The sequence below is a fragment of the Achromobacter seleniivolatilans genome, from assembly GCF_030864005.1.
In the GTDB taxonomy this organism is placed as follows: Bacteria; Pseudomonadota; Gammaproteobacteria; order Burkholderiales; family Burkholderiaceae_B; genus Achromobacter; species Achromobacter seleniivolatilans.
This window is the reverse complement of sequence record NZ_CP132976.1, coordinates 4,398,351-4,422,078: the sequence shown is the minus strand read 5'-3', so window position 1 is coordinate 4,422,078 and position 23,728 is coordinate 4,398,351. Positions and strand designations below refer to the sequence as shown.

20 protein-coding genes are annotated in these 23,728 nt (G+C 61.2%); 18 read left to right on the top strand and 2 right to left on the bottom strand.

Annotation, left to right across the window (positions count from 1 at the left end; all coding sequences use genetic code 11):
- Positions 1–16 precede the first annotated feature (16 nt).
- Entirely contained in the window at positions 17–1,402 is a 1,386-nt protein-coding gene (locus RAS12_RS19950) for an LLM class flavin-dependent oxidoreductase (protein ID WP_306939506.1), read from the top strand.
- A 37-nt stretch (positions 1,403–1,439) separates the two neighbouring features.
- Here the strand turns inward: RAS12_RS19950 and RAS12_RS19945 are convergent, their stop codons facing one another.
- Complete coding sequence (locus RAS12_RS19945) at positions 1,440–3,215, bottom strand: M61 family metallopeptidase (RefSeq protein ID WP_306939504.1); 1,776 nt, start codon at positions 3,213–3,215, stop codon at positions 1,440–1,442.
- A gap of 27 nt (positions 3,216–3,242) precedes the next feature.
- On the opposite strand from RAS12_RS19945, the gene RAS12_RS19940 reads away from it, so the two are divergent.
- The 17 genes from RAS12_RS19940 (at position 3,243) to RAS12_RS19860 (ending at position 22,585) form a co-directional block, all read left to right on the top strand.
- Complete coding sequence (locus RAS12_RS19940) at positions 3,243–4,019, top strand: enoyl-CoA hydratase (protein ID WP_306939503.1); 777 nt, start codon at positions 3,243–3,245, stop codon at positions 4,017–4,019.
- 256 nt (positions 4,020–4,275) lie between these two features.
- Positions 4,276–5,829 carry a DUF1254 domain-containing protein gene (locus RAS12_RS19935; protein ID WP_306939502.1) on the top strand — a complete coding sequence of 518 codons (1,554 nt, stop codon included), beginning with the start codon at positions 4,276–4,278 and terminating at the stop codon, positions 5,827–5,829.
- Between the two features lie 537 nt (positions 5,830–6,366).
- Positions 6,367–6,780, top strand: coding sequence for an ATP synthase subunit I (locus tag RAS12_RS19930; RefSeq protein WP_306951536.1), 414 nt, complete (start codon positions 6,367–6,369; stop codon positions 6,778–6,780).
- 87 nt (positions 6,781–6,867) lie between these two features.
- Positions 6,868–7,749, top strand: coding sequence for a F0F1 ATP synthase subunit A (gene atpB / locus RAS12_RS19925; protein ID WP_306939501.1), 882 nt, complete (start codon positions 6,868–6,870; stop codon positions 7,747–7,749).
- Between the two features lie 118 nt (positions 7,750–7,867).
- Complete coding sequence (atpE, locus tag RAS12_RS19920) at positions 7,868–8,110, top strand: F0F1 ATP synthase subunit C (protein ID WP_003815363.1); 243 nt, start codon at positions 7,868–7,870, stop codon at positions 8,108–8,110.
- Between the two features lie 144 nt (positions 8,111–8,254).
- Positions 8,255–8,725, top strand: coding sequence for a F0F1 ATP synthase subunit B (locus RAS12_RS19915; RefSeq protein ID WP_006227275.1), 471 nt, complete (start codon positions 8,255–8,257; stop codon positions 8,723–8,725).
- A 12-nt stretch (positions 8,726–8,737) separates the two neighbouring features.
- On the top strand, positions 8,738–9,277 hold the full coding sequence (locus RAS12_RS19910) for a F0F1 ATP synthase subunit delta (protein ID WP_306938333.1): 540 nt from the start codon (positions 8,738–8,740) through the stop codon (positions 9,275–9,277).
- A 28-nt stretch (positions 9,278–9,305) separates the two neighbouring features.
- On the top strand, positions 9,306–10,847 hold the full coding sequence (gene atpA / locus RAS12_RS19905; protein WP_054421222.1) for a F0F1 ATP synthase subunit alpha: 1,542 nt from the start codon (positions 9,306–9,308) through the stop codon (positions 10,845–10,847).
- Positions 10,848–10,945: 98 nt separating this feature from the next.
- On the top strand, positions 10,946–11,851 hold the full coding sequence (gene atpG / locus RAS12_RS19900) for a F0F1 ATP synthase subunit gamma (protein WP_306938329.1): 906 nt from the start codon (positions 10,946–10,948) through the stop codon (positions 11,849–11,851).
- A gap of 42 nt (positions 11,852–11,893) precedes the next feature.
- Positions 11,894–13,297, top strand: a complete 1,404-nt coding sequence (gene atpD / locus RAS12_RS19895) for a F0F1 ATP synthase subunit beta (protein ID WP_306938327.1) — start codon at positions 11,894–11,896, stop codon at positions 13,295–13,297.
- A gap of 9 nt (positions 13,298–13,306) precedes the next feature.
- Positions 13,307–13,732, top strand: a complete 426-nt coding sequence (locus RAS12_RS19890) for a F0F1 ATP synthase subunit epsilon (RefSeq protein WP_006227271.1) — start codon at positions 13,307–13,309, stop codon at positions 13,730–13,732.
- Positions 13,733–13,929: 197 nt separating this feature from the next.
- A complete protein-coding gene (locus tag RAS12_RS19885) occupies positions 13,930–14,751 on the top strand; it encodes a helix-turn-helix domain-containing protein (RefSeq protein ID WP_306938322.1) in 822 nt (273 codons plus the stop codon).
- 183 nt (positions 14,752–14,934) lie between these two features.
- On the top strand, positions 14,935–16,008 hold the full coding sequence (gene hemE, locus RAS12_RS19880; protein WP_306938321.1) for a uroporphyrinogen decarboxylase: 1,074 nt from the start codon (positions 14,935–14,937) through the stop codon (positions 16,006–16,008).
- A gap of 349 nt (positions 16,009–16,357) precedes the next feature.
- Complete coding sequence (locus RAS12_RS19875) at positions 16,358–18,448, top strand: primosomal protein N' (RefSeq protein ID WP_306938319.1); 2,091 nt, start codon at positions 16,358–16,360, stop codon at positions 18,446–18,448.
- 84 nt (positions 18,449–18,532) lie between these two features.
- Positions 18,533–20,596: a UvrD-helicase domain-containing protein gene (locus RAS12_RS19870; protein ID WP_306938316.1), complete on the top strand. Its 2,064-nt coding sequence runs from the start codon at positions 18,533–18,535 to the stop codon at positions 20,594–20,596.
- A gap of 58 nt (positions 20,597–20,654) precedes the next feature.
- Positions 20,655–21,509 (top strand): class II glutamine amidotransferase, encoded by an 855-nt coding sequence (locus RAS12_RS19865; RefSeq protein ID WP_306938315.1) that lies wholly within the window; start codon positions 20,655–20,657, stop codon positions 21,507–21,509.
- Positions 21,510–21,703: 194 nt separating this feature from the next.
- Positions 21,704–22,585 carry a hypothetical protein gene (locus tag RAS12_RS19860; protein ID WP_306938314.1) on the top strand — a complete coding sequence of 294 codons (882 nt, stop codon included), beginning with the start codon at positions 21,704–21,706 and terminating at the stop codon, positions 22,583–22,585.
- Positions 22,586–22,629: 44 nt separating this feature from the next.
- On the opposite strand, the gene dapD is transcribed toward RAS12_RS19860, so the two are convergent.
- Complete coding sequence (gene dapD / locus RAS12_RS19855; protein WP_306938312.1) at positions 22,630–23,607, bottom strand: 2,3,4,5-tetrahydropyridine-2,6-dicarboxylate N-succinyltransferase; 978 nt, start codon at positions 23,605–23,607, stop codon at positions 22,630–22,632.
- Positions 23,608–23,728 lie beyond the last annotated feature (121 nt).

Here is a 23,728-nt window from a genome sequence, read left to right as displayed (position 1 = left end):
GACGGAACGGCACATCATGGCGAAGAAGCAAATCCTTTTGAACGCGTTCAATATGAATTGCGTCGGGCATATCAACCACGGGCTGTGGACCCATCCGCGAGACACCTCGACGCAGTACAAGACATTGGAGTACTGGACCGATCTGGCGCGCTTGCTGGAGCGCGGGCTGTTCGATGGCTTGTTCCTGGCTGACATTGTGGGCGTCTACGATGTTTATCAGGATTCCGCCAACCTGACGTTGCGCGAATCGATCCAGCTGCCGGTGAATGACCCGCTGCTGACGGTGTCCGCGATGGCCGCGGTGACCAAGCACCTGGGCTTTGGCGTTACGGTGAATCTGACCTACGAAGCGCCCTATCTGCTGGCCCGCCGATTTTCCACGCTGGACCATCTGACCAACGGCCGTATCGGCTGGAATATCGTGACCGGTTATCTGGAAAGCGCGGCGCGTGCGATGGGGCTTTCCGGCCAGATCGCGCATGATGAGCGCTACGACCGCGCCGATGAGTTTCTGGAGGTCGCCTATAAATTGTGGGAAGGCAGCTGGGATCGCGATGCGGTCCGGGCGGATAAGCTGGCTCGCGTATACGCCGACCCCGAAGCCGTGCGGCGCGTGGACCACGCCGGCAAGTATTACCAGGTGCAGGGTTATCACTTGTCTGAGCCGTCGCCTCAGCGCACGCCGGTGCTCTATCAGGCCGGATCATCCGGCCGCGGTCAGGCGTTCGCCGCCCGTCATGCCGAATGTGTGTTCGTGTCGAGCCAGACCAAGGAAGGCTTGCGCAAATTGGTCGCAAGCGTAAGAGAGTCGGTGGCGCGCGAAGGCCGGAATCCGCGTGACATTAAATTCTTCATGGGTGTGACGGCGGTGGTCGGACAGACCGAAGCCCAGGCGCGTGAAAAACATGCCGAGTATTTGCGCTACGCAAATCCTGAAGCCGGCCTGGCGCACTACGCCAGCTCGACGGGCATCGATTTTTCACGCTACGCGCAAGACGAGCCCATCCGCTATGTGAAGAACAATGCCATCGAATCAGCGGTACAGAGTCTGACCGTTGCTCGTACCGATCGGACGGTGCGGGATCTGCTTGCAGACATGGCGCTGGGCGGGCGGTACCCGGCCCTGGTGGGCAGCGCGAGCCAAGTGGCGGATGAACTCGCGGCATGGGTGGACGAAACGGATATCGACGGCTTCAACCTGGCGCGCACGGTTACGCCGGAATGCTATGGCGACTTTATCGATCTGGTAATTCCCGAACTGCAATCCCGAGGCGTTTACAAGACGGCCTATGCAGAAGGGGGATTACGGCAAAAGCTGTTCGGCGCGGGCCGGGGGGAGCTGCCGGCGGAACATGCCGGGGCAGCGTATCGGGCAGGAGCGGCGGCGTTTGTGTCTGCATAAGCCGCGCCTGGCCCGCCCCGCCACGATCACATTGCCGTCAAATCACCAGCACGCAATCCAGTGCCTCTGGCGCGGCAAGCTTCACGCGGAATTCCCGTAACTCGTCACGCCGGAAAACGTGGACCGACACCCGGTCGCCGATCTGATATTGCGCCAACAGCAAATCCAATCCTGCCGGCGCGTCCACGCGCAGCCCATCCACGGCCACCAGTACATCTCCGGCAGACAGGCCGCCCTTGTGTCCGGCGCCGCCTTCAAGCACGGTGGCCAGCGTCAGCGCATCACCTTGCTTGCGCGTGCGTACGTCGAGCGTCGGGATATTGACGGATGATTTCCATTGCAGCGTCACGCCTTGTGTTGCCAGCAGCTCGGCCAGCGGCACATCGGCCGTGCCGTAGGCGTGGCGGGCAATGAAGCGGCGGGTATCGACACCGGTGGCTTCGCGTATCAGTGCGGGCAGAGCATCTTCGGGCAGGCCTTGCGGTTTGCCTAGATAGAAGTCACGGCCATAGCGCTCCCACAGCAAGCGCATCACGTCGTCCAGCGAGTGCTTGCCGTTGCTGTCGCGGCGGATGAGCAGGTCCAGACCCAACGCAACCAGCGCGCCCTTGGTGTAGTAGCTGACGAGAGCATTGGGCGAGTTCTCGTCCTGCTTGTAATAGCGCGTCCATGCGTCAAACGAGCTTTCGGCAACCGATTGCTTGTGGCGGCCCGGCGTGCGGGCCACGCTGGTAATGGTTTTAGCCAGCAGGCGCAGGTAATCGGATTGTGTGATCGCACCGGAGCGCAGCAACAGCAGGTCGTCGTAGTAGGAGGTGAACCCTTCGAACACCCACAAAAGGCGCGTCAGGTCCGGCTGTTCCAGATGGTAGGGGGCAAACGCATCCGGCTTGATGCGCTTGACGTTCCACGTATGGAAATACTCGTGGCTGACCAGACCCAGAAAGCCGCGATACCCTTCGCCCTGGCCTTGCTGGCCCAGCACCGGCAAGTCTTTGCGCGCGGTCATCAGCGCGGTGCTGGCGCGATGCTCCAGGCCGCCGTAGCCGTCGCCCGTCACCATGGTCATGAAGACATAGCGGTCGGAACTGTCCAGGAACGGCGCGCGTTTGCTGCGCGGCTCGAAGAAGGCGATCTGCGTTTCACAGATTTTCTTTACGTCATCCGTGATGCGGGCAAGATCCAGATTGGGCGCCACGCCCGTGAATACCAATTCATGTTCGGCGCCGTGCGCAACAAAGCGCGCGACTTGCGGCGTGCCCATCTCGACCGGATGGTCGATCAGCGCGTCGTAGTCCGGAGCCACATACAAGCCGAAACCATGCCGGCGCGCGGCGCCCTTGTGGCCGCGGGCTTCGGGCAGGCTGGTATAGACCTTCCAGCCCTCAACGCCACGCGGCGGCGCCAGATCCACCAGGCAGGGCAGATGATCCTGGCCGTGCACGCGCAGAAACACGCTGGTGCCATTGAAGAAGCCATGGGTTTCGTCCAGATGCGCGCCACGCACCGACAAGTCCCAGGCGTACACCACATACTCGACGCGTAATGGTCCATCGCAAGGCGCGGCCTGCCAGGTGTGGTTGTCGGTTTTGTCGACATTCAACCGTCGCGTGCCCGAATATGCTGTCACCGATTCGATCTGGCGCGAGAAATCGCGGATCAGGTAGCTGCCGGGAATCCAGGCTGGCAGCGACAGGCGTTGGCCCTCGGGGGACGGCGTGTCTATGCTTAGGGTTATCCGGTAGCGGTGACCGGCCGGGTCGTGGGGCGCAAGGCGGTAAAGTATCGGAAAAGCGGCATCTATTTTTTTCATGCGCATATCTTATTCTGGAGACATTCAATGAGCGAGTCGTTTGTACTGGTCGAAACCCGGGGCCGCGTTGGCCTACTGACGCTGAACCGTCCCAAGGCGCTCAACGCGCTGAACGATCAACTGATGGATGAGCTCGGCGCGGCCTTGCTGGCTTTCGAGTCGAATGCAGACATCGGCTGCGTGGTCATCACGGGCAGCGAGAAAGCCTTCGCCGCTGGCGCCGACATTGGCGCGATGAAAGACTGGTCGTACATGGATGTGTACAACAGCGAATACATCACCCGGAATTGGGAAACACTCAAGCGCATCAAGAAACCTGTGATTGCTGCGGTAGCCGGATACGCGCTGGGCGGCGGCTGCGAACTGGCCATGATGTGCGACATCATCATTGCTGCCGACACCGCGAAGTTCGGTCAGCCTGAAATCAAGCTGGGCGTGATCCCGGGCGCAGGCGGCACGCAACGTTTGCCGCGCGCGGTAGGTAAAGCCAAGGCGATGGATCTGGCGCTGACCGCCCGCATGATGGGCGCCGAAGAAGCCGAACGTGCGGGACTGGTCTCGCGTGTGGTCGCGGCCGACAAGCTGATGGAAGAGGCGCTGGACGCAGCCACCGTCATCGCGTCGATGTCGCTGCCGTCGGTCATGATGGCCAAAGAATGCGTGAACCGGGCTTTCGAAGGCTCGTTGAACGAAGGCTTGTTGTTCGAACGCCGCGTGTTCCATTCGCTGTTCGCAACCGAAGACCAGAAAGAAGGCATGGCCGCGTTCACCGAAAAGCGCAAACCGGACTTTAAACACCGTTAAGGTTTGTTACGTCCCCGGATTACGCCCGGACGACCCTGATTTCACCCGGCGCGCCCTCTCAGGGCGCGTTTTTTTCGGGCCTTACAAAGGCGGTGGCCTTGTAGTGCGTTGAAACGTTTAGGCAGCACCTTGTTTCAGGGTTCTTCCCTATCCTGGGTAAGCGTCATCAGAGGTGCCGCGCCAGAGAGGCTAGCCTGAACTGGACAGTCTTCGCGCGGCGGCTCGCTTGCAAACAAAAACCAAGAAGGAGCCTTGCATGCGTACATCTATCGCTACACGCCGGTGGTCCACTGCTGTACTTGCCGGCGCGTTGAGCGTCTGCTTCGTGGGCGCCGCCCAGGCTCAATCGCCGCGCCCCTCGCTTCGGTTGGTGTCCGAAACCCCGTACCCCGGGGCATCTGCGCCCGCCCCGCAAATGAGCGAACAGGAACTGCGCGATACGGCCATTGATGCCTATGTCTACGCTTATCCCATGGTGCTGATGGAGCTGGCCCGCCGCAAGGCGACGGCTGTGCAAAGCCCGTTGGACGGCAAGGCCCCGGTGAATCAGTTCGGCCACAAGGCCGCGTTTCCTGATCCTCGCGCGGGCGACACGCCTTGGCCCAGCGCCGATGCGCTCTATTCCAGCTTGTGGTTTGACGTGTCGCAGGCTCCGTTGATTGTGAACCTGCCTGACACGGGCGGCCGTTACTCGGTGCTGTCCGCGCTGGATATGTGGAGCGATGTATTTGCGTCACGCGGCACGCGCACCAATGGTCCAGGCGCGCAGTCTTTCGTCATCGTCGGCCCCAACTGGCAAGGCACCGTGCCTGCCGGTATGGACGTTATTCATAGTCCTACGTCGACGGGCTGGCTGATCGGTTGGATTCAGGCGGGCGGCCCGCAAGACTACGCGGCGGTCAATCAGATTCAGGCGGGCATGACGGCTACGCCGCTCGTGACGCCCGTGGCATCCAGCTCGACGGCTCGCGGCCGCAACGCGGGCAATGCGTATCCGCTCACCGGTCCTGGTGTTGGCTCGGCGCCCATTGGCGCGGGATTGCCGATGCCCATGCCAGTCACCGTGCCGGATGGCACCCCGGCCGAGCAAGTCGCGACCATGGACGCCGCGTCGTTCTTCACGCTGTTCTTTGACGTGCTGCGCAATAACCCGCCACATGCCAATGACACGCCCATTCTGGACCGCATGCGCCGCATCGGGCTGGACGGCAGGCAACCGTTCTCGTTTGGCCGCTTGAGCCCAGCCGTGCAACAGGCGCTGGCCGACGCGCAGCCACTGGCGGGCCGCCGCATTGCTGATACCGTGGGCCGTCTGGCCACGCCCATCAACGGCTGGAACACGGTACTGTCCGGCATCGGCACGTACGGGACGGACTACGCGCGCCGCGCCGCCGTCGCCTATGCGGGTCTCGGTGCGCCGACGCCGGAAGACGTGTTGTACCCGGTGACCGTGTCGGACTCCAAGGGCCGCATCCTCAATTCCAATGAGGACTACGTGCTGCACTTTGACAAAGGCCAACTGCCGCCTGCCAATGCGTTCTGGTCGCTGCATGTCTATAACGACAAGCATGGTTTTGCCGACAATCCGGCCAATCGCTATGCGATTCGCAGCACTGACGGACTGAAGTACAACTCCGATGGTTCGCTGGACATCTACATCCAACGCCGTGACCCGGGCGAACGCAAGCGCTCCAACTGGATCAGCTCGCCGGCTTCCGATGGTCAGTTCCTGCTCAGTATGCGTTTGTACTGGCCGCAAGATACGGCGCTGGACGGGCTGTGGGCGCCGCCTCCGGTCAAGAAAGACTAAAATCCGTCATTGCTTGATGAACAGCGGCCCCTGCACAGGGGCCGCTGTTTCACTTCTTGGCTGCTGGTCTGCGCAAGGTGTGAGCAGGCAGCGGGAAGGGCCGATGCGCGTCCCCAATTTTGCTCACGGCCTGCCGTTGTTTACACCTTACAAACCGCCGAAAGTTCATTTGCTTGAGAAAAAAGAATCACGCTATACTCTGCGGGTTTGACGCTTGCGGGATAAGAACACGTGGCGGCTGGTAAGCAGTGGAAGGATGCTTGTTGAAGGTGTGGTGAGTGCAAATGCGAATGCAAGCTGTGGGGTGATAAGCCCCAAGCGCGTGCACATTCCAAACACCTTTGGCCTGTTTTCCGGACACTAGCGCGTACAGAAAAGCAGGCATTGATCCAATGATTGGGTCGAAGCCGCAGATTTCAAGTACGGGCACGCCGGTTCTGATAGGAGCAAGAAGTAACGCGGGGATGTTTGATGCAGCAGAACTCGATGCAAAGTGTGCAGCAGGGTTTGTTGGACCAGGATGGTGACCAAAATGAAATGGTTAAGGTTCTGGTTCTCAGTGACGCGGATCGCGCGGCGCTGAATGCTCAAGCAAGCCGTGGGCTCCTGTTGGCATTGGCGGCGCAAGGCGCCATGGGGCTCGCAGCAGCAGTAATTGCGGGGGTTGTCGGAGGGGCGGCTGCGGGTTGGTCGGCGTTGGCAGGGGCAGGAGCGTATTTCATACCCAATGCGTTGTTCGCATTGCGCCTGGTTGTCAGCGTTCGGGCCGGTAAAGCCAATCCCTTTACCTTTCTCTCTGGTGAGTTGGTCAAGTTGTTCGCAACAGCATTGCTGTTGGGGCTGCTTTCGCGTGTGGCGCAGGATAGTTTGGTTTGGCCTGCCGCGCTGCTCGGTCTGATCCTCACATTGAAGGGCTATCTCCTGCTCTTGATGTTCCGCAAGTTGTCTTAGCGCCGAGTAGTTAGTAGCGGCAAACGTGATCGTGGAATCGTCCGGCTCGCAAGGGTTCGGGCATACAGCAAATAGGGTAGGATTCAAATGGCTGCTGCCAGCGACGTGTCGCCTCAGTCCGCGTATATTCAGCATCACTTGGTGCATCTGAACAATACCGGTGAGAAACAGAGCGCAATTGCTCAGTTCGACATCATCAATTACGACTCGTTGTTCTGGTCCGGCCTGATGGGTCTGATCGTCATTTTCTTCCTGTGGCGCGCTGCTCGCCGCGCCACCAGTGGCGTGCCGACCCGCTTCCAGGCATTCGTGGAAATGGTTGTCGACATGGTCGACGATCAGGCCAAGGGCATCATCCACAACGCCAAAAGCCGTCTTTTCATCGCCCCGCTGGCGCTCACCGTGTTCCTCTGGATCATCCTGATGAACGCGCTGGACTTGCTGCCGGTTGATCTGCTGCCCTCCATCTGGCGCCTGACGGGCCTGGGTGCAGAGCATGGCGATCCCCTCTATTACCACCGTGTTCTGCCGACGGCCGACCTGAACGTGCCGATGGGCATGTCGCTGGGCGTGCTGCTGCTGATGTTCTATTACGGCATCAAGATCAAGCACCCGGGCGGTTTCGTCAAAGAACTGTTCACCGCGCCGTTCCACGCGCATGGTTTTGCTGCCGTTGTCCTGGCGCCGTTCAACCTGCTGCTGAACCTGATTGAATACGCTGCTAAGTCCGTTTCGCTGGGCATGCGGTTGTTTGGCAACATGTTCGCCGGCGAACTGATTTTCATGCTGATCGCCCTCCTGGGCGGGGCTTGGACCGGTTTCAACGGTGCAAGCATTGGCTTGGGCATTGGCCACGTGCTGGCCGGCTCCATCTGGGCGATCTTCCACATCCTGATCGTTCTGCTGCAAGCCTTTATCTTCATGATGCTGACGCTGGTTTATCTCGGCCAGGCACACGAAGGTCACTGATCCCCCGAATTTCTTGCGCTGGCCACCCGGCCAGCGTGGGATAGCAAGATTATCTTGCATTGAGCTGTACCTCTCATTTTTCAATTTTTGACTTCAGATTTCTAACCAAGGAGTTGTCATGACCAACGTCGCTTTCGTTGCCCTCGCTTGCGGTCTCATCATCGGTTTGGGTGCTATCGGCGCTTGCATCGGCATCGCACTGATGGGCGGCAAGTATCTGGAAGCTTCGGCTCGTCAGCCTGAGCTGATGAACGCTCTGCAAACGAAGATGTTCCTGCTGGCTGGCCTGATCGACGCGGCATTCCTGATCGGCGTGGGTATTGCCATGCTGTTCGCTTTCGCCAACCCGTTCGTCGGCTAAGGCAACGCCCGCCGGCGAATAGGCGGGTCATGACGCTGGCGGCGATGCGGGCAATAGCCCCATCGCCGGTCAGCAAAGTATCGAGTGCTCCGTGACGCCCCTTTCCGGGTGCGGTCGGAGCCGCATGGTGTTAAAGGAACGACCGTGAATCTGAACGCGACGATCATTTTCCAGATGCTCGTGTTCTTCGTTCTGGGCTGGTTCACGATGAAATTCGTGTGGCCTCCTCTGACGAAGGCGATGGACGAGCGCCGCCAAAAAATCGCCGACGGCCTTGCCGCCGCGGAGAAGGGCAAAGCCGACTTGGCTCAAGCCCAGGCGCGTGTCAGTCTTATCGAGGCTTCTGCCAAGTCCGAAAACCACGCCCGTATCATTGAGGCCGAGAAGCAAGCCGCCTCCCTGATCGAGCAAGCCCGCCGTGAAGCGGAAGCTGAACGCGCCCGTATCGTGGCTCAAGCAGCTCAGGATGCCGCGCAGGAAGTCCAGCGCGCTCGTGACTCGCTGCGCGACGATGTTGCCGCGCTGGCTGTCAAGGGTGCTGAACAGATCCTCAAGCGCGAGGTTGACGCCCGCGCCCACGCCGAGCTGTTGAACCAGCTTCGCGCGCAGCTTTAATCCGGGACCGTCATGGCTGAACTTTCCACTGTTGCCCGGCCCTACGCTGAAGCTCTCTTCAGCGCAGCGCGCGACGACAAAGCCGGCTTGCCGGCTTGGGCCGACCTGGTCAGCGAATTGTCGCAGGTCGCCTCCAACCCCGACGTGCGCGAGGCCATGGCCGACCCGCGTCTGGGTGACAAGCAGCGCGTCGAGCTGTTCACCGGCCTGATCAAGGCCGAACTGCCCCAAGCCGCCCGCAATTTCATCGAGCTGCTGGTCGAAAATGACCGGCTGCTGCTGCTGCCCGACATCGCCACGCAATTCGTGGCGCTGCGGAACCGTCACGAGGGCACGGCGCAGGCGGAAATCACCAGCGCGTTCGAATTGAGCGCTGAGCAGGTCAAAGACCTGGTCACAGCTCTCGAACACAAATTCGGCCTCAAGCTCAAGCCCAACGTCACCGTCGACCAGTCGTTGATTGGCGGCGTGCGCGTGGCTGTCGGCGACCAGGTGCTCGATACTTCCGTACAAGCCCAATTGGTCCGCATGCGCGATCAGCTCGCCGCTTAAGGCAACTAACAGGATTCCAGGAGTCAATATGCAACTCAATCCCTCCGAGATCAGCGAACTGCTCAAGAGCCGCATCGAGGGCCTGGGCGCTTCGGCTGATGTCCGTACTCAGGGCACCGTCGTGTCCGTGACCGACGGTATTACCCGCATCCACGGCTTGTCCGATGTGATGCAGGGCGAAATGCTCGAATTTCCCAACAACGTTTTCGGTCTGGCGCTCAACCTTGAGCGTGATTCCGTCGGCGCCGTTATTCTCGGTGACTACACCGGCATCTCCGAAGGCGACCAGGTCAAGACGACCGGCCGCATTCTGGAAGTTCCGGTTGGTCCTGAACTGAAAGGCCGCGTGGTCAACACGCTGGGCGAGCCGATCGACGGCAAGGGCCCGATCAATGCCAAGGCTACCGACATCATCGAAAAAGTGGCGCCTGGCGTTATTGCCCGCCGCTCGGTGTCGCAGCCGCTGCAAACCGGCGTCAAGGCTATCGACTCGATGGTCCCGATCGGCCGCGGCCAGCGCGAACTGATCATTGGCGACCGCCAGACCGGCAAGACTGCCGTCGCTGTCGACACGATCATCAGCCAGAAGGGCAAGGGCGTCACTTGCGTGTACGTCGCTATCGGCCAGAAGGCTTCCACGATCAACAACGTGGTTCGCAAGCTGGAAGAACACGGCGCGATGGAATACACCATCGTCGTGGCCGCTACCGCTTCTGACTCGGCCGCCATGCAATACCTGGCTGCTTACGCCGGTTGCACGATGGGCGAATACTTCCGCGATCGTGGCGAAGACGCCCTGATCGTTTATGACGATCTGACCAAGCAAGCTTGGGCCTATCGCCAAGTGTCGCTGCTGCTGCGCCGTCCGCCGGGCCGTGAAGCCTACCCGGGCGACGTGTTCTACCTGCACTCGCGCTTGCTGGAACGCGCTGCCCGCGTGAACGAAGACTACGTCGAAAAGTTCACCAATGGCGCCGTCAAGGGCAAGACCGGTTCGCTGACCGCACTGCCGATCATCGAAACCCAGGCAGGCGACGTGTCCGCCTTCGTTCCGACCAACGTGATCTCGATCACCGACGGCCAGATCTTCCTGGAAACCGACCTGTTCAACGCCGGTGTCCGCCCCGCTATCAACGCCGGTATCTCGGTGTCGCGTGTGGGTGGCGCTGCTCAGACCAAGGTCGTGAAGAAGCTGTCCGGCGGTATCCGTACCGACTTGGCGCAGTACCGTGAATTGGCCGCCTTCGCGCAATTCGCTTCCGACCTGGACGACGCAACCCGTCGCCAGCTGGAACGCGGCAAGCGCGTGGTCGAACTGCTCAAGCAGCCGCAATACCAGCCGCTGCAAGTGTGGGAATTGGCCGTCACGCTGTACACGGTCAACAACGGCTACCTGGATGACGTGGACGTGGCCCAAGTGCTGTCGTTCGAGAAGTCGCTGAAGGATCAGTTGAAGGCCAAGCATGCGGCCATGATCCAACGCATCGAAGACACCAAGGAACTGTCCAAGGACGACGAGGCCGAATTGGCCACCGCCGTTCAGGAATTCAAGAAGCACGGTGCTTTTTAAGAAAGTGATGGGTTAGGCGTCTGCAACGCCTCACCCATCCCTACCGGATGGTTGAGGCGTGAGCGGAACCCATCGGCCAGTCTTCACAGGAAAGCGCAATGCCCGGAATTAAGGAAATCCGAACCAAGATCAAGAGCGTGCAAAACACGCGCAAGATCACCAAGGCGATGGAAATGGTCGCCGCATCCAAAATGCGCAAGGCGCAGGAACGGATGCGTGCTGGTCGTCCGTACGCCACCAAGGTGCGCGAGATTGCTGCGCACCTGATGCAGGCCAACCCCGAGTACAGCCACCCGTACCTGGTCGAACGCGAAATCAAAGCGGTCGGCGTGGTGATGGTGACGACTGACAAGGGTTTGTGCGGCGGCTTGAACACCAACATCACTCGCGTGACGTTGGGCAAGCTGAAAGAGTTCGAGAAAAACGGCGTTGCCGTGCAAGCGACCGCTTTCGGCAATAAGGGCGTGGGTGTACTGACCCGTATCGGCGCCAATCTGGTTTCCCAGGAAGTGCAACTGGGCGACAAGCCGCAACTCGACCGCCTGCTGGGCGCGATCAAGGTGCAGCTGGACGCCTACCTGGATGGCCGTATCGACGCGCTGTACGTGGCTTCGACCCGCTTCGTCAACACGATGAAGCAGGAGCCGTTGTTCCTGCGTCTGCTGCCGTTGGCCAGTGGTTTGGAAGATCCGTACCAAACGGGTGCTGATAGCCTGGCCAAGACGTCGGAAGTGAAGTCGGACTACAGCTGGGATTACATCTACGAACCCGACGCCCGTAGCGTGATCGACGACCTGCTGCAGCGTTACGTTGAAGGTCTGCTGTATCAAGCCGTGGCCGAGAACATGGCTTCGGAGCAGTCGGCCCGGATGGTCGCCATGAAGGCGGCGTCGGACAACGCCAAGAAGGTCATCGGAGAGCTGCAACTGGTCTACAACAAGACCCGTCAGGCCGCGATCACTAAAGAAATTTCGGAAATCGTAGGGGGCGCTGCCGCCGTTTAAGGCAGGCAGCTCCCGTCTAAAGCTATCAAGCAAGGAATCGACATGAGCAACGGAACCATCGTTCAGTGCATCGGCGCCGTGGTGGATATTCAGTTCCCCCGCGATCACATGCCCAAGATCTATGAAGCGCTTACTCTGGCTGACGACGAGGCCTCCTCGTTCGCCGAAAAGGGTCTGACGCTGGAAGTGCAGCAACAGTTGGGCGACGGCGTGGTGCGTACCATTGCGCTGGGCTCCAGCGACGGTCTGCGCCGCGGCATGAAGGTGAATGGCACGGGCGCCCCGATCTCGGTGCCGGTCGGCACCGGCACGCTGGGCCGCATCATGGACGTGCTGGGTCGTCCCATCGACGAAGCCGGCCCGATCCAACACGAAGAAAAGCGTGGCATCCACCAAAGCGCTCCCCGCTTCGACGAACTGTCGCCGTCGGTGGAACTGCTGGAAACCGGCATCAAGGTTATTGACTTGGTGTGCCCGTTTGCCAAGGGCGGCAAGGTCGGCCTGTTCGGCGGCGCCGGTGTGGGCAAGACCGTGAACATGATGGAACTCATCAACAACATCGCCAAGCAGCACAGCGGTTTGTCGGTGTTTGCCGGCGTGGGTGAGCGTACCCGCGAAGGCAACGACTTCTACCACGAAATGGAAGAGTCGAACGTTCTGGACAAGGTTGCGATGGTGTTCGGTCAGATGAACGAACCCCCGGGCAACCGTCTGCGCGTGGCACTGACCGGCCTGACGATGGCCGAGAAGTTCCGTGACGAAGGCCGTGACATCCTGTTCTTCGTGGACAACATCTACCGCTACACGTTGGCCGGTACGGAAGTGTCCGCACTGCTGGGCCGTATGCCGTCGGCAGTGGGCTATCAGCCCACGCTGGCTGAAGAAATGGGCAAGCTGCAAGAGCGCATCACGTCGACCAAGACGGGCTCGATCACCTCGATCCAGGCCGTGTACGTCCCTGCGGATGACTTGACCGACCCGTCGCCTGCCACGACCTTCCAGCATTTGGACTCGACCGTCGTGCTGTCGCGTGACATCGCTTCCCTGGGTATCTACCCGGCCGTGGACCCGCTGGATTCGTCCAGCCGCCAGCTCGACCCGCAAGTCGTCGGCGAAGAACACTACGCCGTGGCGCGTGGCGTGCAGCAAACGCTGCAACGCTACAAGGAACTGCGCGACATTATCGCGATTCTGGGTATGGACGAACTGTCGCCCGACGACAAGCAGGCCGTGGCCCGCGCTCGTAAGATCCAGCGTTTCCTGTCGCAGCCGTTCCACGTTGCTGAAGTGTTTACCGGCTCGCCCGGCAAGTACGTTCCGCTGGCCGAAACCATCCGTGGTTTCAAGATGATTGTTGACGGCGAGTGCGACTCCCTGCCGGAACAGGCCTTCTACATGGTCGGTTCGATCGACGAGGCCTTCGAGAAGGCCAAGAAACTGCAATAAGGAACCGATATGGCTACCCTGCATGTGGATGTCGTCAGCGCAGAGGAAGCGATCTTCTCCGGTGAGGCGAAGTTCGTGGTGCTGCCTGGCGAAGCGGGTGAACTGGGCATTTTGCCCGGCCACACCCCGCTGATTTCGCGCATACGCCCCGGCACGGTCAAGATCGTTCGTGCCGACCAAGGCGAGGAAAACATCTTCGTCGCCGGTGGCATTCTGGAAGTGCAGCCGGGCAGCGTGACGGTTCTGGCCGACACGGCTATCCGTGCCGCCGATCTGGACGAAGCTCGTGCCCTGGAAGCTCGCAAGAAGGCCGAAGAGGCCCTGGCGAACGCCAAGGACAAGGCTGACATCGCTGTCGTCGAAGCGGAACTCGCCATGCTGGCTGCACAAGCCATCGCGGCGCGCAAGCTGCGTCAAGGCGGTCGGTCGCACTAAGCGGCACAGCAGTACGCCGGGGTTCGCCCCGGACTGAAAAAAGCGGCCTTTGGCCGCTTTTTTCACGTCTGCGCTCCGGGTGTCCAGCGTGGCCTATCCTTCGGCGGGTAGCGCCCGCAATGCGTTCACTACGAATAGCTACACAGGTTTTGCAACAGTAGCCTTCAACTTTGCCTATCAAGCCAAAGGGGGAGAGCGTGCGAGATGTTCTGGATTGCGGCGTTCTGCTGGTGCCGGACCACGAAGAAGCCATGCGCGACTGGGTGGCGCTGCATCAAAGCCGATTGACGCGCATCCGTCTGCATCTGGTGGCGTTGGACAAGAGCGGGCCGTTGGCGGCTGCGGCATTGCCCGCTGGCGGCAGTCATTTCCAAGATGTGCAGGTACTGGCGCGCTTGGCGGTATCGCTCAAGCGCTACGACAGTTGCATCCTGCCGGTAGCGCCGTCTTCGGTTGCGTGGGCTCGTATGGCCTTGCAAGAGGCCGGCGCGTCGCTCACCACTCCTATCCTGCTGCTGATTCACGGCATGACGGCGCCCGCCATTGAAGACTTGCTGAATCTGGGTGCTGCAGACTTTCTGGCGCAACCTGCCTGCCTGGAAAGCATGCGGGTCCGCTTGAGCCGATTGAAGCGGCGGGCGTTGTGGCGCGCCGCTGCAAGCCTGGATATTCAAGAACCCGACTCCAACTATGGTCCGCCTTTGATTGGCGGCGCGCCAGTTGGAATCTCGCGGCCCCGTGTGCCGGCAGAGATCATGGAGCAGGCGCTGGCGGGCTTGCGCCATCATCGGCGCCAACCCAAGGCCGAATCCTTCAGGCTGGCCAAGGCGCGGGTCGTCGATGGCTTTGAGCGCGACTACATCCGTCATGCGCTCTCGCGCCACGGCGGCAACGTGGCCCAGGCGGCGCGCGCGTGCGCCAAGCACCGGCGGGCTTTTTGGGCGCTGATGCGCAAGCATGGCATTGACGCGACGCCTTATCGGCTGGCGGCGCAGGCAGCTGCCGCTAGCGACGATTAAGCCGCTGAGAAACCCGGGCGATGGTCAGCACTGCTGAGAGATCCGGACAGCTGGCCAGCTTTGAGCCTGGAAAGCACAGCTCAAAGCACCTGATTTGCGCGCAAACAAGGGCTGATACCGGGCTTCCCACACCCTGTCAGCTGGGGGAAGTAAAATCACGGCTTCCGATCATCGAGGATAGTCGTGTCTGCTTCCAGCTTGAAGAACGATGTGTTCTTGCGCTCGCTATTGCGTGAGCCCGTGCCTTATACCCCGATCTGGCTGATGCGCCAGGCCGGTCGTTATCTGCCCGAATACCGCGCCACGCGCGCCCGGGCAGGATCTTTCATGGGCCTGGCTCAGAATCCGGACTATGCAATGGAAGTCACATTGCAGCCGCTGGAGCGTTTCGACCTGGACGCGGCCATCCTGTTCTCGGACATCCTGACCGTACCGCACGCCATGGGCCTGGGGCTGGACTTCGCTGAAGGCGAAGGCCCGCGCTTTGCCCGTCCCGTTCGCACCGAGGAAGATGTGGCGCGTCTGGCGGTGCCCGACATGGACTCGCTGCGCTACGTGTTCGACGCGGTCAGCGTCATCCGGCGCGAGCTGGACGGCAAGGTTCCGCTTATTGGTTTTGCCGGCAGCCCCTTCACCATTGCCTGTTATATGGTCGAAGGCAAGGGCAGCGACGACTACCGTCTGATCAAGACGATGCTGTATTCGCGTCCCGACCTGCTGCATCGCATTCTTGAAATCAACGCCGAAGCCACGCTGCAATACCTGAATGCGCAGATCGCCGCGGGCGCCCAAGCCGTCATGCTGTTCGACAGCTGGGGCGGTGTGCTGGCCGATGGCTTGTTCCAAGAATTCTCGCTGGCGTACACGAAGAAGGTTGTCGCCGGCCTGACCCGTGAGCACGAAGGCCGGCGCGTGCCGGTTATTGTGTTCACCAAGGGCGGAGGCCAGTGGATCGAGCAGATCGCAGCCTGCGGTTGCGATGCGGTGGGCCTGGACTGGACGGTGGATCTGGCGGCAGCCCGCCGCCGCACGGGCGACTCGGTGGCCTTCCAGGGCAACCTGGACCCGATGGCGTTGTTTGGTGGCGCATCGGCTATCCGCAGTGAAGCGCGCCGCGTGCTGGACGCGTTTGGGCCGGTGGGCAAGGGCGGTCACGTGTTCAACCTGGGCCACGGTATTTCACGTTTCACCCCACCCGAAGCGGTAGCTGAATTGGTCGACGAAGTCCACCAACACAGCCGCTTGCTGAGGGGGTAAGTGAGTGAACGCTTCGGTTCTAAGGGCCGAGGTTTGAGGGCCCCGACGCGGACTTGTGCACAGCAAGATTTCGCTCGGGGAAAACCCTCTAGAAGCTAGTTTACAATCTTGAAAGTTTACTTAAGTCTCTGATTTATAGAGAGAAAAGCAAATTTTTCAAAGGATTGCATGACCACATGCGATCTTGGCTTATGCCAATTTCCAATGTTGCTCCAGCCTTTTCCCCAAAGTTATCCACAGGCGGGGCCAGAGCAAATTGGCGCGTAGGCGCGACAATCGCCTGTCGGCCATTCCTAAGTCCACACCCGTCCTTTTGGCCCTTTCCGCTCTATGCACCGTCCCAGCACCCATGTCTGATCAGCAGCCAATTACGACCCCTGCAGCCGTCTGCTGGGTGCGCGTGGCGCTGGACGTGCCCCTGCCCGGTCCCTTCGACTTCTGCCACGACGCACCCGTCACCGTGGGCTTGCGGGTCATCGTGCCGTTTGGCCGGCGCAAGATGATCGGCGTGGTGGTGGAGAACCCGGCCGAACCCTCGTTCGACCCCAAGAAGATCCGCCCGATTGAAGCCGTGCTGGATGATCTGCCCCCCTTTGACGAAGACTGGCTGCGTATGGCTCGTTTCGCGGCGGATTACTACCAGCGGCCGTTGGGCGAAGTGATGTTGCCCACCTTGCCGCCGCCGTTGCGCAAGCCCACCGCTTATCAGGGCAAGAGATCGGCGGGCGGACCCGTCGCGCGGCTGGATGGACGCAAGCGCAAAACCGCGCGTGAGCCGGCCAAGGCGGACCAGCCGCCGCAGTTGAACGATGCGCAGCAGACGGCCGTCGACACGATTGGCGCGCTCACCGGGTTCAAACCTGTGCTGCTGCACGGGGTGACGGGTAGCGGCAAGACCGAGGTGTATCTGCGCGCCGCTGAAAAAGTGCTGGGTCAGGGGCGCCAGGTGTTGTTGATGGTGCCCGAAATCAACCTGACGCCACAACTGGAAGGGTCGCTGCGCGCACGCTTGGAAGCGGTGGTGGGCCAGGACGGTCTGGCCGTCATGCATAGCGGTTTGTCCGACGGCGAACGCCTGCAAGCGTGGGCCCGCGCCCAGCGCGGCGAAGCACGCATGGTGCTGGGTACGCGCATGTCGATCTTCGCGCCCTTGAGCAAGTTGGGTCTGATAGTGGTGGACGAAGAACACGACGCGTCCTACAAGCAGCAGGATGGTCTGCGCTATTCCGCCCGGGATCTTGCAGTGTGGCGCGCCCATGATCTGAACATCCCGGTCGTGCTGGGTTCGGCTACCCCGTCCCTGGAAACCTGGCAACACGCCGAGCGCGGCCGCTACCTGCGCTTGACGCTGCCCGGCCGTGCGCGTTCCAGCAGCCTGCCTTCCATGCGTCTGGTGGATACCCGGCGCCTTCAGATGAAGCAGGGCATGTCTCCTCAGTTGGTAGAGGCAATCGGCCAACGATTGGAGCGTAAAGAACAGTCGCTTATTTTTCTGAACCGGCGCGGCTATTCGCCGGTGTTGCATTGCCAGTCTTGCGCCTGGGTCAGCAACTGCCCGCGCTGCACGGCCTTTACCGTCCTGCATCGCACGGACGGCCGCGGTCATCGCTTGCAGTGTCACCATTGCGGCTACCAAGCGCCGGTGCCGCATGCTTGCCCGGAATGCGGCGACCAGGATCTGGCGCCCATGGGGCGGGGCACGCAGCGCGTGGAAGAACATCTGGCGGAATTGTTTCCCGAGGCGCGCATCTTGCGCATCGATGCCGACAGCACGCGCAAAAAAGGCAGTGCCGAGGCGCTGTTTGCTTCCGTTCACGCGGGCGAGGTGGACATTCTGGTGGGCACGCAGATGGTGGCCAAGGGCCACGACTTTGCCCGGCTGGGTCTGGTGGGCGTGCTGAACTCCGATTCCATGTTGTTTGCGCATGATTTCCGCGCGCCTGAGCGCTTATTCGCGCAGCTGATGCAGGTGGCGGGCCGAGCAGGCCGTCACCAGGGCAATGGCGAGGTGCTGATTCAAACCGGTTATCCCGATCAGCCCGTTTATCAGGCGCTGTTGCGTCACGATTACGCGGGCTTTGCGCGCCATGCGCTGCACGAACGCGAAAGCACAGGTCTGCCGCCCTTTGTGTATCAGGCGCTGTTGACGGCCGAAGCGCGTGAGTTGAAAGTGGCGCAGGCGTTTCTGGAACGCGCTCGGGTGCTGCCCAAAGGCGAGTGGGCAGCGGACTTTCCGGGCCTGGACGCGATCGAGATGTATGACCCCGTACCGCTGCGTGTGGTGCGCGTGGCCAATATTGAACGTGCGCAGTTGCTGGTCGAAAGCAGCAGCCGGCCGGCGTTGCAAGCGTTCCTGGCATCGTGGTCGCACCACCTGCCGTATCTGGCCAACGAAGCGCGCGTGCGCTGGCAACTGGAAGTCGATCCGCTGGAAATCTGACGCGCGGCTGCTACCGATGCGCCGGCGATCCGATTGTTCTATGATCTTTTTCCTCTCTCTCGCTGCCTGACTATCTCAACTCACATGTCCGCAAGCGAATCTATAGCTCAAGGTATGAACCCCGCCCAACGTGAGGCGGTGCTCTACCTGGACGGCCCCTGTTTGGTGCTGGCTGGCGCCGGCAGCGGCAAGACGCGCGTGATTACGCAAAAAATCGCGTATTTGCTGCGCGAATGCGGCTACATGGGCCGCAACGTGGTGGCGCTGACATTCACCAACAAAGCCGCGCGCGAGATGGACGAACGCGTGAAGACGTTGGTGGATCGCAAGCTGTCCAAGGGCTTGATCATCAGCACGTTTCACTCGCTGGGCGTCAAGATGCTGCGTGAAGAAGCGCGCAACGCGGGATTGAAGCCCACGTTCTCCATTCTGGACGCGGATGACGCCATGAGCATCATTCAGGAGCTGCTGGCCACTACAGATAAGGGCCGGCTGCGTCACGTGCAAGGCATCATCTCGTTATGGAAAAACGCGCTGATGGAGCCGGATGATGCCGCGCGCGAAGCCATCACGCCGGGCGACGTAGAGGCCGCCAACATCTACCGCAGTTACGCCGCGACGCTGGCCGCCTATCAGGCGGTGGATTTCGACGACCTGATCCGCATTCCCGCGTTGCTGTTGTCCAGCAACGAAGAAGTACGCACGCGCTGGCAAAATCGCGTGCGCTACCTGCTGGTGGATGAATACCAGGACACCAACGTGTGCCAGTACCGTTTGGTGCAACTGCTGACAGGGTCGCGCGCCATGTTCACCGCAGTGGGCGACGACGATCAGGCCATCTACGCCTGGCGCGGCGCCACTATCGAAAACCTGGCCAAGCTGACAACGGACTACCCCAGCATCAAGCTGATCAAGCTGGAACAGAATTACCGGTCCGTGCAGCGCATTCTGGCCGCGGCGAACCAGGTAATCGAAAAAAACCCCAAGCTGTTCGAAAAGAAGCTGTGGTCGGATCTGGGCGTGGGCGAACCGATACTGGTGTCGGCCATGGACGGCGAAGAGCAAGAGGCGGAATCCATTGCTATGAAAGTGTCTGCGTCGCGCTTTGAGCGTCAGGCGCAGTGGAAGGATTTCGCCATCCTGTACCGCAGCAACCATCAGTCGCGCATTCTGGAACAAGCGCTGCGCAACCTGAAGATTCCGTACACGATCTCGGGCGGGCAGAGCTTTTTCGACAAGGCCGAAGTGCGTGATGTGCTGGCCTATCTGCGGCTCTTGGCCAATGACGACGATGACCCTGCGTTTATTCGCGCGGCCACCACGCCCAAGCGTGGCATCGGCCAGACCACGTTGCAGGCTTTGGGGCAATACGCGGCCAGCCGTGAAATATCCTTGCTGGCTGCGGTGGCCGAGACGGGCCTGGAAAGCCAGTTGGCGCCGCGCCAGCTGGACCCCTTGCGCACGTTTGCCGAGTTCATCCGCCGTATGCAGTGGCGTGCGGGACGTGGCGCCGCATCGGGCAAGGACGCCGCGCCAGCCGAACCCGCTGGTGTCATTCTGGATGATCTGGTCGAAGCCATTCAGTACGAGCGCCATCTGTTCGAGCTGTTCGAAGAACGTCCCGCGCAGACGCGTTGGCAGAACGTGCTGGAACTGACGGGCTGGCTCAAGCGCAAAGCCGAAGAAGACAACATGACGCTCTTTGACCTGGTGCAGCACGTAGCGCTGGTCACCATGCTCGAGCGCGGCGAGGAAGACGAGCCCGACGCGGTGAAGATGTCTACGCTGCACGCGTCCAAGGGGCTGGAGTATCCGCACGTGTATCTGGCGGGTGTGGAAGAGGGGCTGCTGCCTCACCTGGGTAAAGACGACGAAGATGGCGACCCTGCGCGTGCGGCCGAGAACCTGGCTACGCGTATCCAGGAGGAGCGCCGCCTGATGTACGTGGGCATTACACGTGCGCAACGCAGCCTGAATTTAAGCTGGTGCAAGCGCCGCCGCCGTGCGCGCGAAGATCTGGTGCGGGAACCGTCTCGCTTCATCGAAGAAATGGGGCTGGGCGATGTGCGTGTGCAAGAAGACGAAGCCACTGCCGCCATGAATCCCAAAGAACGCATGGCCATGCTGAAGGCGCTGCTGAAGAAGTAGTTTGATTGCCAGTCCCGTCGCTCCTACACTGGGCAAGTCTGGAACGAAGGAGCGCATCATGTGCCGCTGGCTGGCTTATACCGGTAGTCCCTTGCAGATGGAGAGTGTGCTGTTTAAGGCCAAGCACTCCCTGATTGACCAGAGCCTGCATGCGCGCCTGGGCGCCACCACCACGAATGGGGACGGATTCGGCCTGGGCTGGTACGGCCGGCCCGCGGCAGGCCGGCCCCTTGAGGCGCCATTCCGATACCGTAGCGTGCATCCCGCGTGGAACGACCGCAATCTGCGCGAAGCCGCGCGCGCCATCCACGCGCCTTTGTTCGTCGCGCATATCCGAGCCGCCACCGATACGCCCGCTCAGGAAACCAACTGCCATCCGTTCCGTCATGGGCAATGGCTGTTCGTGCATAACGGCGTCATTCGCGACTATCCATTGCTACGCCGTGACCTGATGCTGATGATCGCGCCGGCGTATTTCGGATCGCTTGAAGGCTCGACGGATTCCGAGGTGATGTTTCTGCTGGCGCTGACCTTCGGGCTGGAAGAAGATCCCATTCCCGCATTGGCCCGCATGGTTGGCGCAGTGGAAGAGACGGGGCGCCGGCATGGCGTGACCCACCCCATCAATATGACGGTCTGCGCGCTGGACGGAGAACGTCTGATCGCGGTGCGTTACTCCAGCGAAACCGATTCGCGTACCTTGTTTCACAACACCTGCGTGCGCCATCTGCGCGAACTCTATCCCGAAGATCCGCAGATTGCCGCGTTGGACGAGGACGCCTTCCTGCTGCTGTCCGAACCCTTGACCGAAATGCCCGGCGTCTGGGAAGAGGTGCCCGAGGCCACGGCGATTATCGCGGGGCGCGGAGACGTGCGGCACTACCCGTTTGTGCCGATTCCGCCCGGCGCCTGAAGGCTTTGTTCAAAGCAGGGCCGGGCATTCGGGCAGTGCGGGCGGTGTTTAGAGCATCGTGACCGTCGGATTTGGACGGAATGCGGCCTAATGGGGGCATCAAGCACGTAATCGTCAGATAGGGGACAATGCCGGTCGCATGTACTTGCGACGTCCTGGGCCGCGAAAGCACCCTAACTGAATAAGGAAGTTGCATGACTGATGTAAAAACTCCGCCCGTCTCTAAAGCGCTCGCGGTGTTTACCCACGGCCGGAAGTTGCCGATTTTTCTGGGTATATTCGCCGCCGTGCTGTTTGGCGTGGCCGGGTTTGTGCTGTATCTGACCACCATTTTTCCCGAGAAGACGCTGAAAGAGTCCACTGCCGTGACGTTGGGCAACGGTATCAAGCTGGGCACCTACAGCAATTTGCACTATCTCTACGGCGCGGCTGCGTTCGTCGCGGTGATCGGGTTGGTCGTGTTGGTGATGTGCGTGATCACGATCAATCTACGCAAGAACCGCTTTGAACTGCATGAAGACGGCGTGGTTCACAACGCTGCTGGCAAGCGCAGCTACACCCGTTTTGCTGACATCCAGGATCTGTATCTGTTCGCCGGCGGGCAGACCGCATTGGGCGGCCTGGTCAACAACTTTGCGTACCGCACCAGCCCCGACAAAGAATGGGTGCTCGCAACCGGCGGAATCAAGGGCTTTTTCGACTTCATGGACGAGTTCCGCGCGCGTTGCGTGGAATACCGCATGCCTGTCGTCGAGCAGAAGCTGGCTGATGGCGGCAAGGTCACTTTCCGCTATCTCAACAGCGGACAGGTCTACAAGAAGCGCTTCTTTGGCGGCTTCCTGAAGATCAAGACGCAAGAGCTGACCGTGTCGGCCGAGGGCCTGCATGTGGACGGCGTGACGTTCCGGCGTGAAGACCTGCAAAGCGTGGACTTGAACGATTGGACCGAGAAAGTGGCCATCAAGGACAAGGCAGGCAAGACGGTGTTTTCGTGCATGAGCACGGGCATTCTGAGCTCTGACGTGTTCGTCAACATGATCTACGATCAGATCGGCCAGGCGCCCCAGCCGGCTTGATGCGCGGTCAAACAGGCGGGCCATGCAAGACGGCCCGCCGCGCTCTAGTGCCCCGCGTGCAACGCGGGATTCAAGGCTCCCCAGGCCGCAGTGCGCACCAGGCACTCTACCGCCCCGGTCTGTGAGTTGCGGCGAAACAGCAGGCCATGCTGGCCCGCCAGCGACACCGCTTTCACGACTGCGCCTTCCGGCGTGAGCACGCGCGTCCCGGCGGTGACGTAGCAACCTGCTTCCACCACGCAGTCATCCCCAAGCGAAATGCCCAGGCCGGAGTTGGCGCCCAGCAGGCAACGCTTGCCGATGGAAACGACTTGCTTGCCGCCGCCCGACATGGTGCCCATGATGGATGCGCCGCCGCCGATATCGGTGCCGTCATCGACGATCACGCCTGCGCTGATGCGGCCTTCGACCATCGATGCGCCCAGTGTGCCGGCATTGAAATTGCAGAAGCCTTCGTGCAGCACGGTGGTGCCGGGGGATAGGTGCGCGCCTAATCGCACGCGAGCGGTGTCGGCGATGCGCACGCCCGCGGGCACGACGTAGTCGGTCATGCGGGGGATCTTGTCCACGCCGCGAATTTCCAGAATCTGGCCCGATGCGCGTAGTTGCCAGCGCAGGGCGTCTACCTGATCCACGGCGCAAGGGCCGGCAGAGGTCCATGCAACGTTGGCCAGCACGTTGAACAGGCCATCCAGATTGGCTTGGTGCGGGCGGATGAGGCGATGGCTGAGCAGATGCAGGCGCAGGTAGGCATCGTGCGCGTCGACGGGCGGTTCGTCCAGCGAGGCAATCGCGGTTCGTACCGCGACGATGTCGACTTTGCGGCGCGTGTCGCGGATCAGCGCCGTGGGCACATGTTCGCCTAGCGCGGCGCGGGCTTCTTCGGGAGTGAGATGCCTGGTGCCAGTCGCGGGGGAGTTGTCGGCTAGCGAGGGGCGGGGGTACCAGGTGTCTAGGATGGTGCCGTCTGCGGTTAGCGTGGCTAGGCCGTAGGCGATGGCGCTGGGGGTGGGGGGCGACATGGCGGGTGTGTTTTTGTAGGGTGGCTCGTGGGGAATATTCTAGGCGAATGTGGGGGGGGCGTAGGTGGCGGTGCTAGTGCTTCGTAGGCCGCCCCTCGCCGCGGGCGCCGTGGCTGCTCGC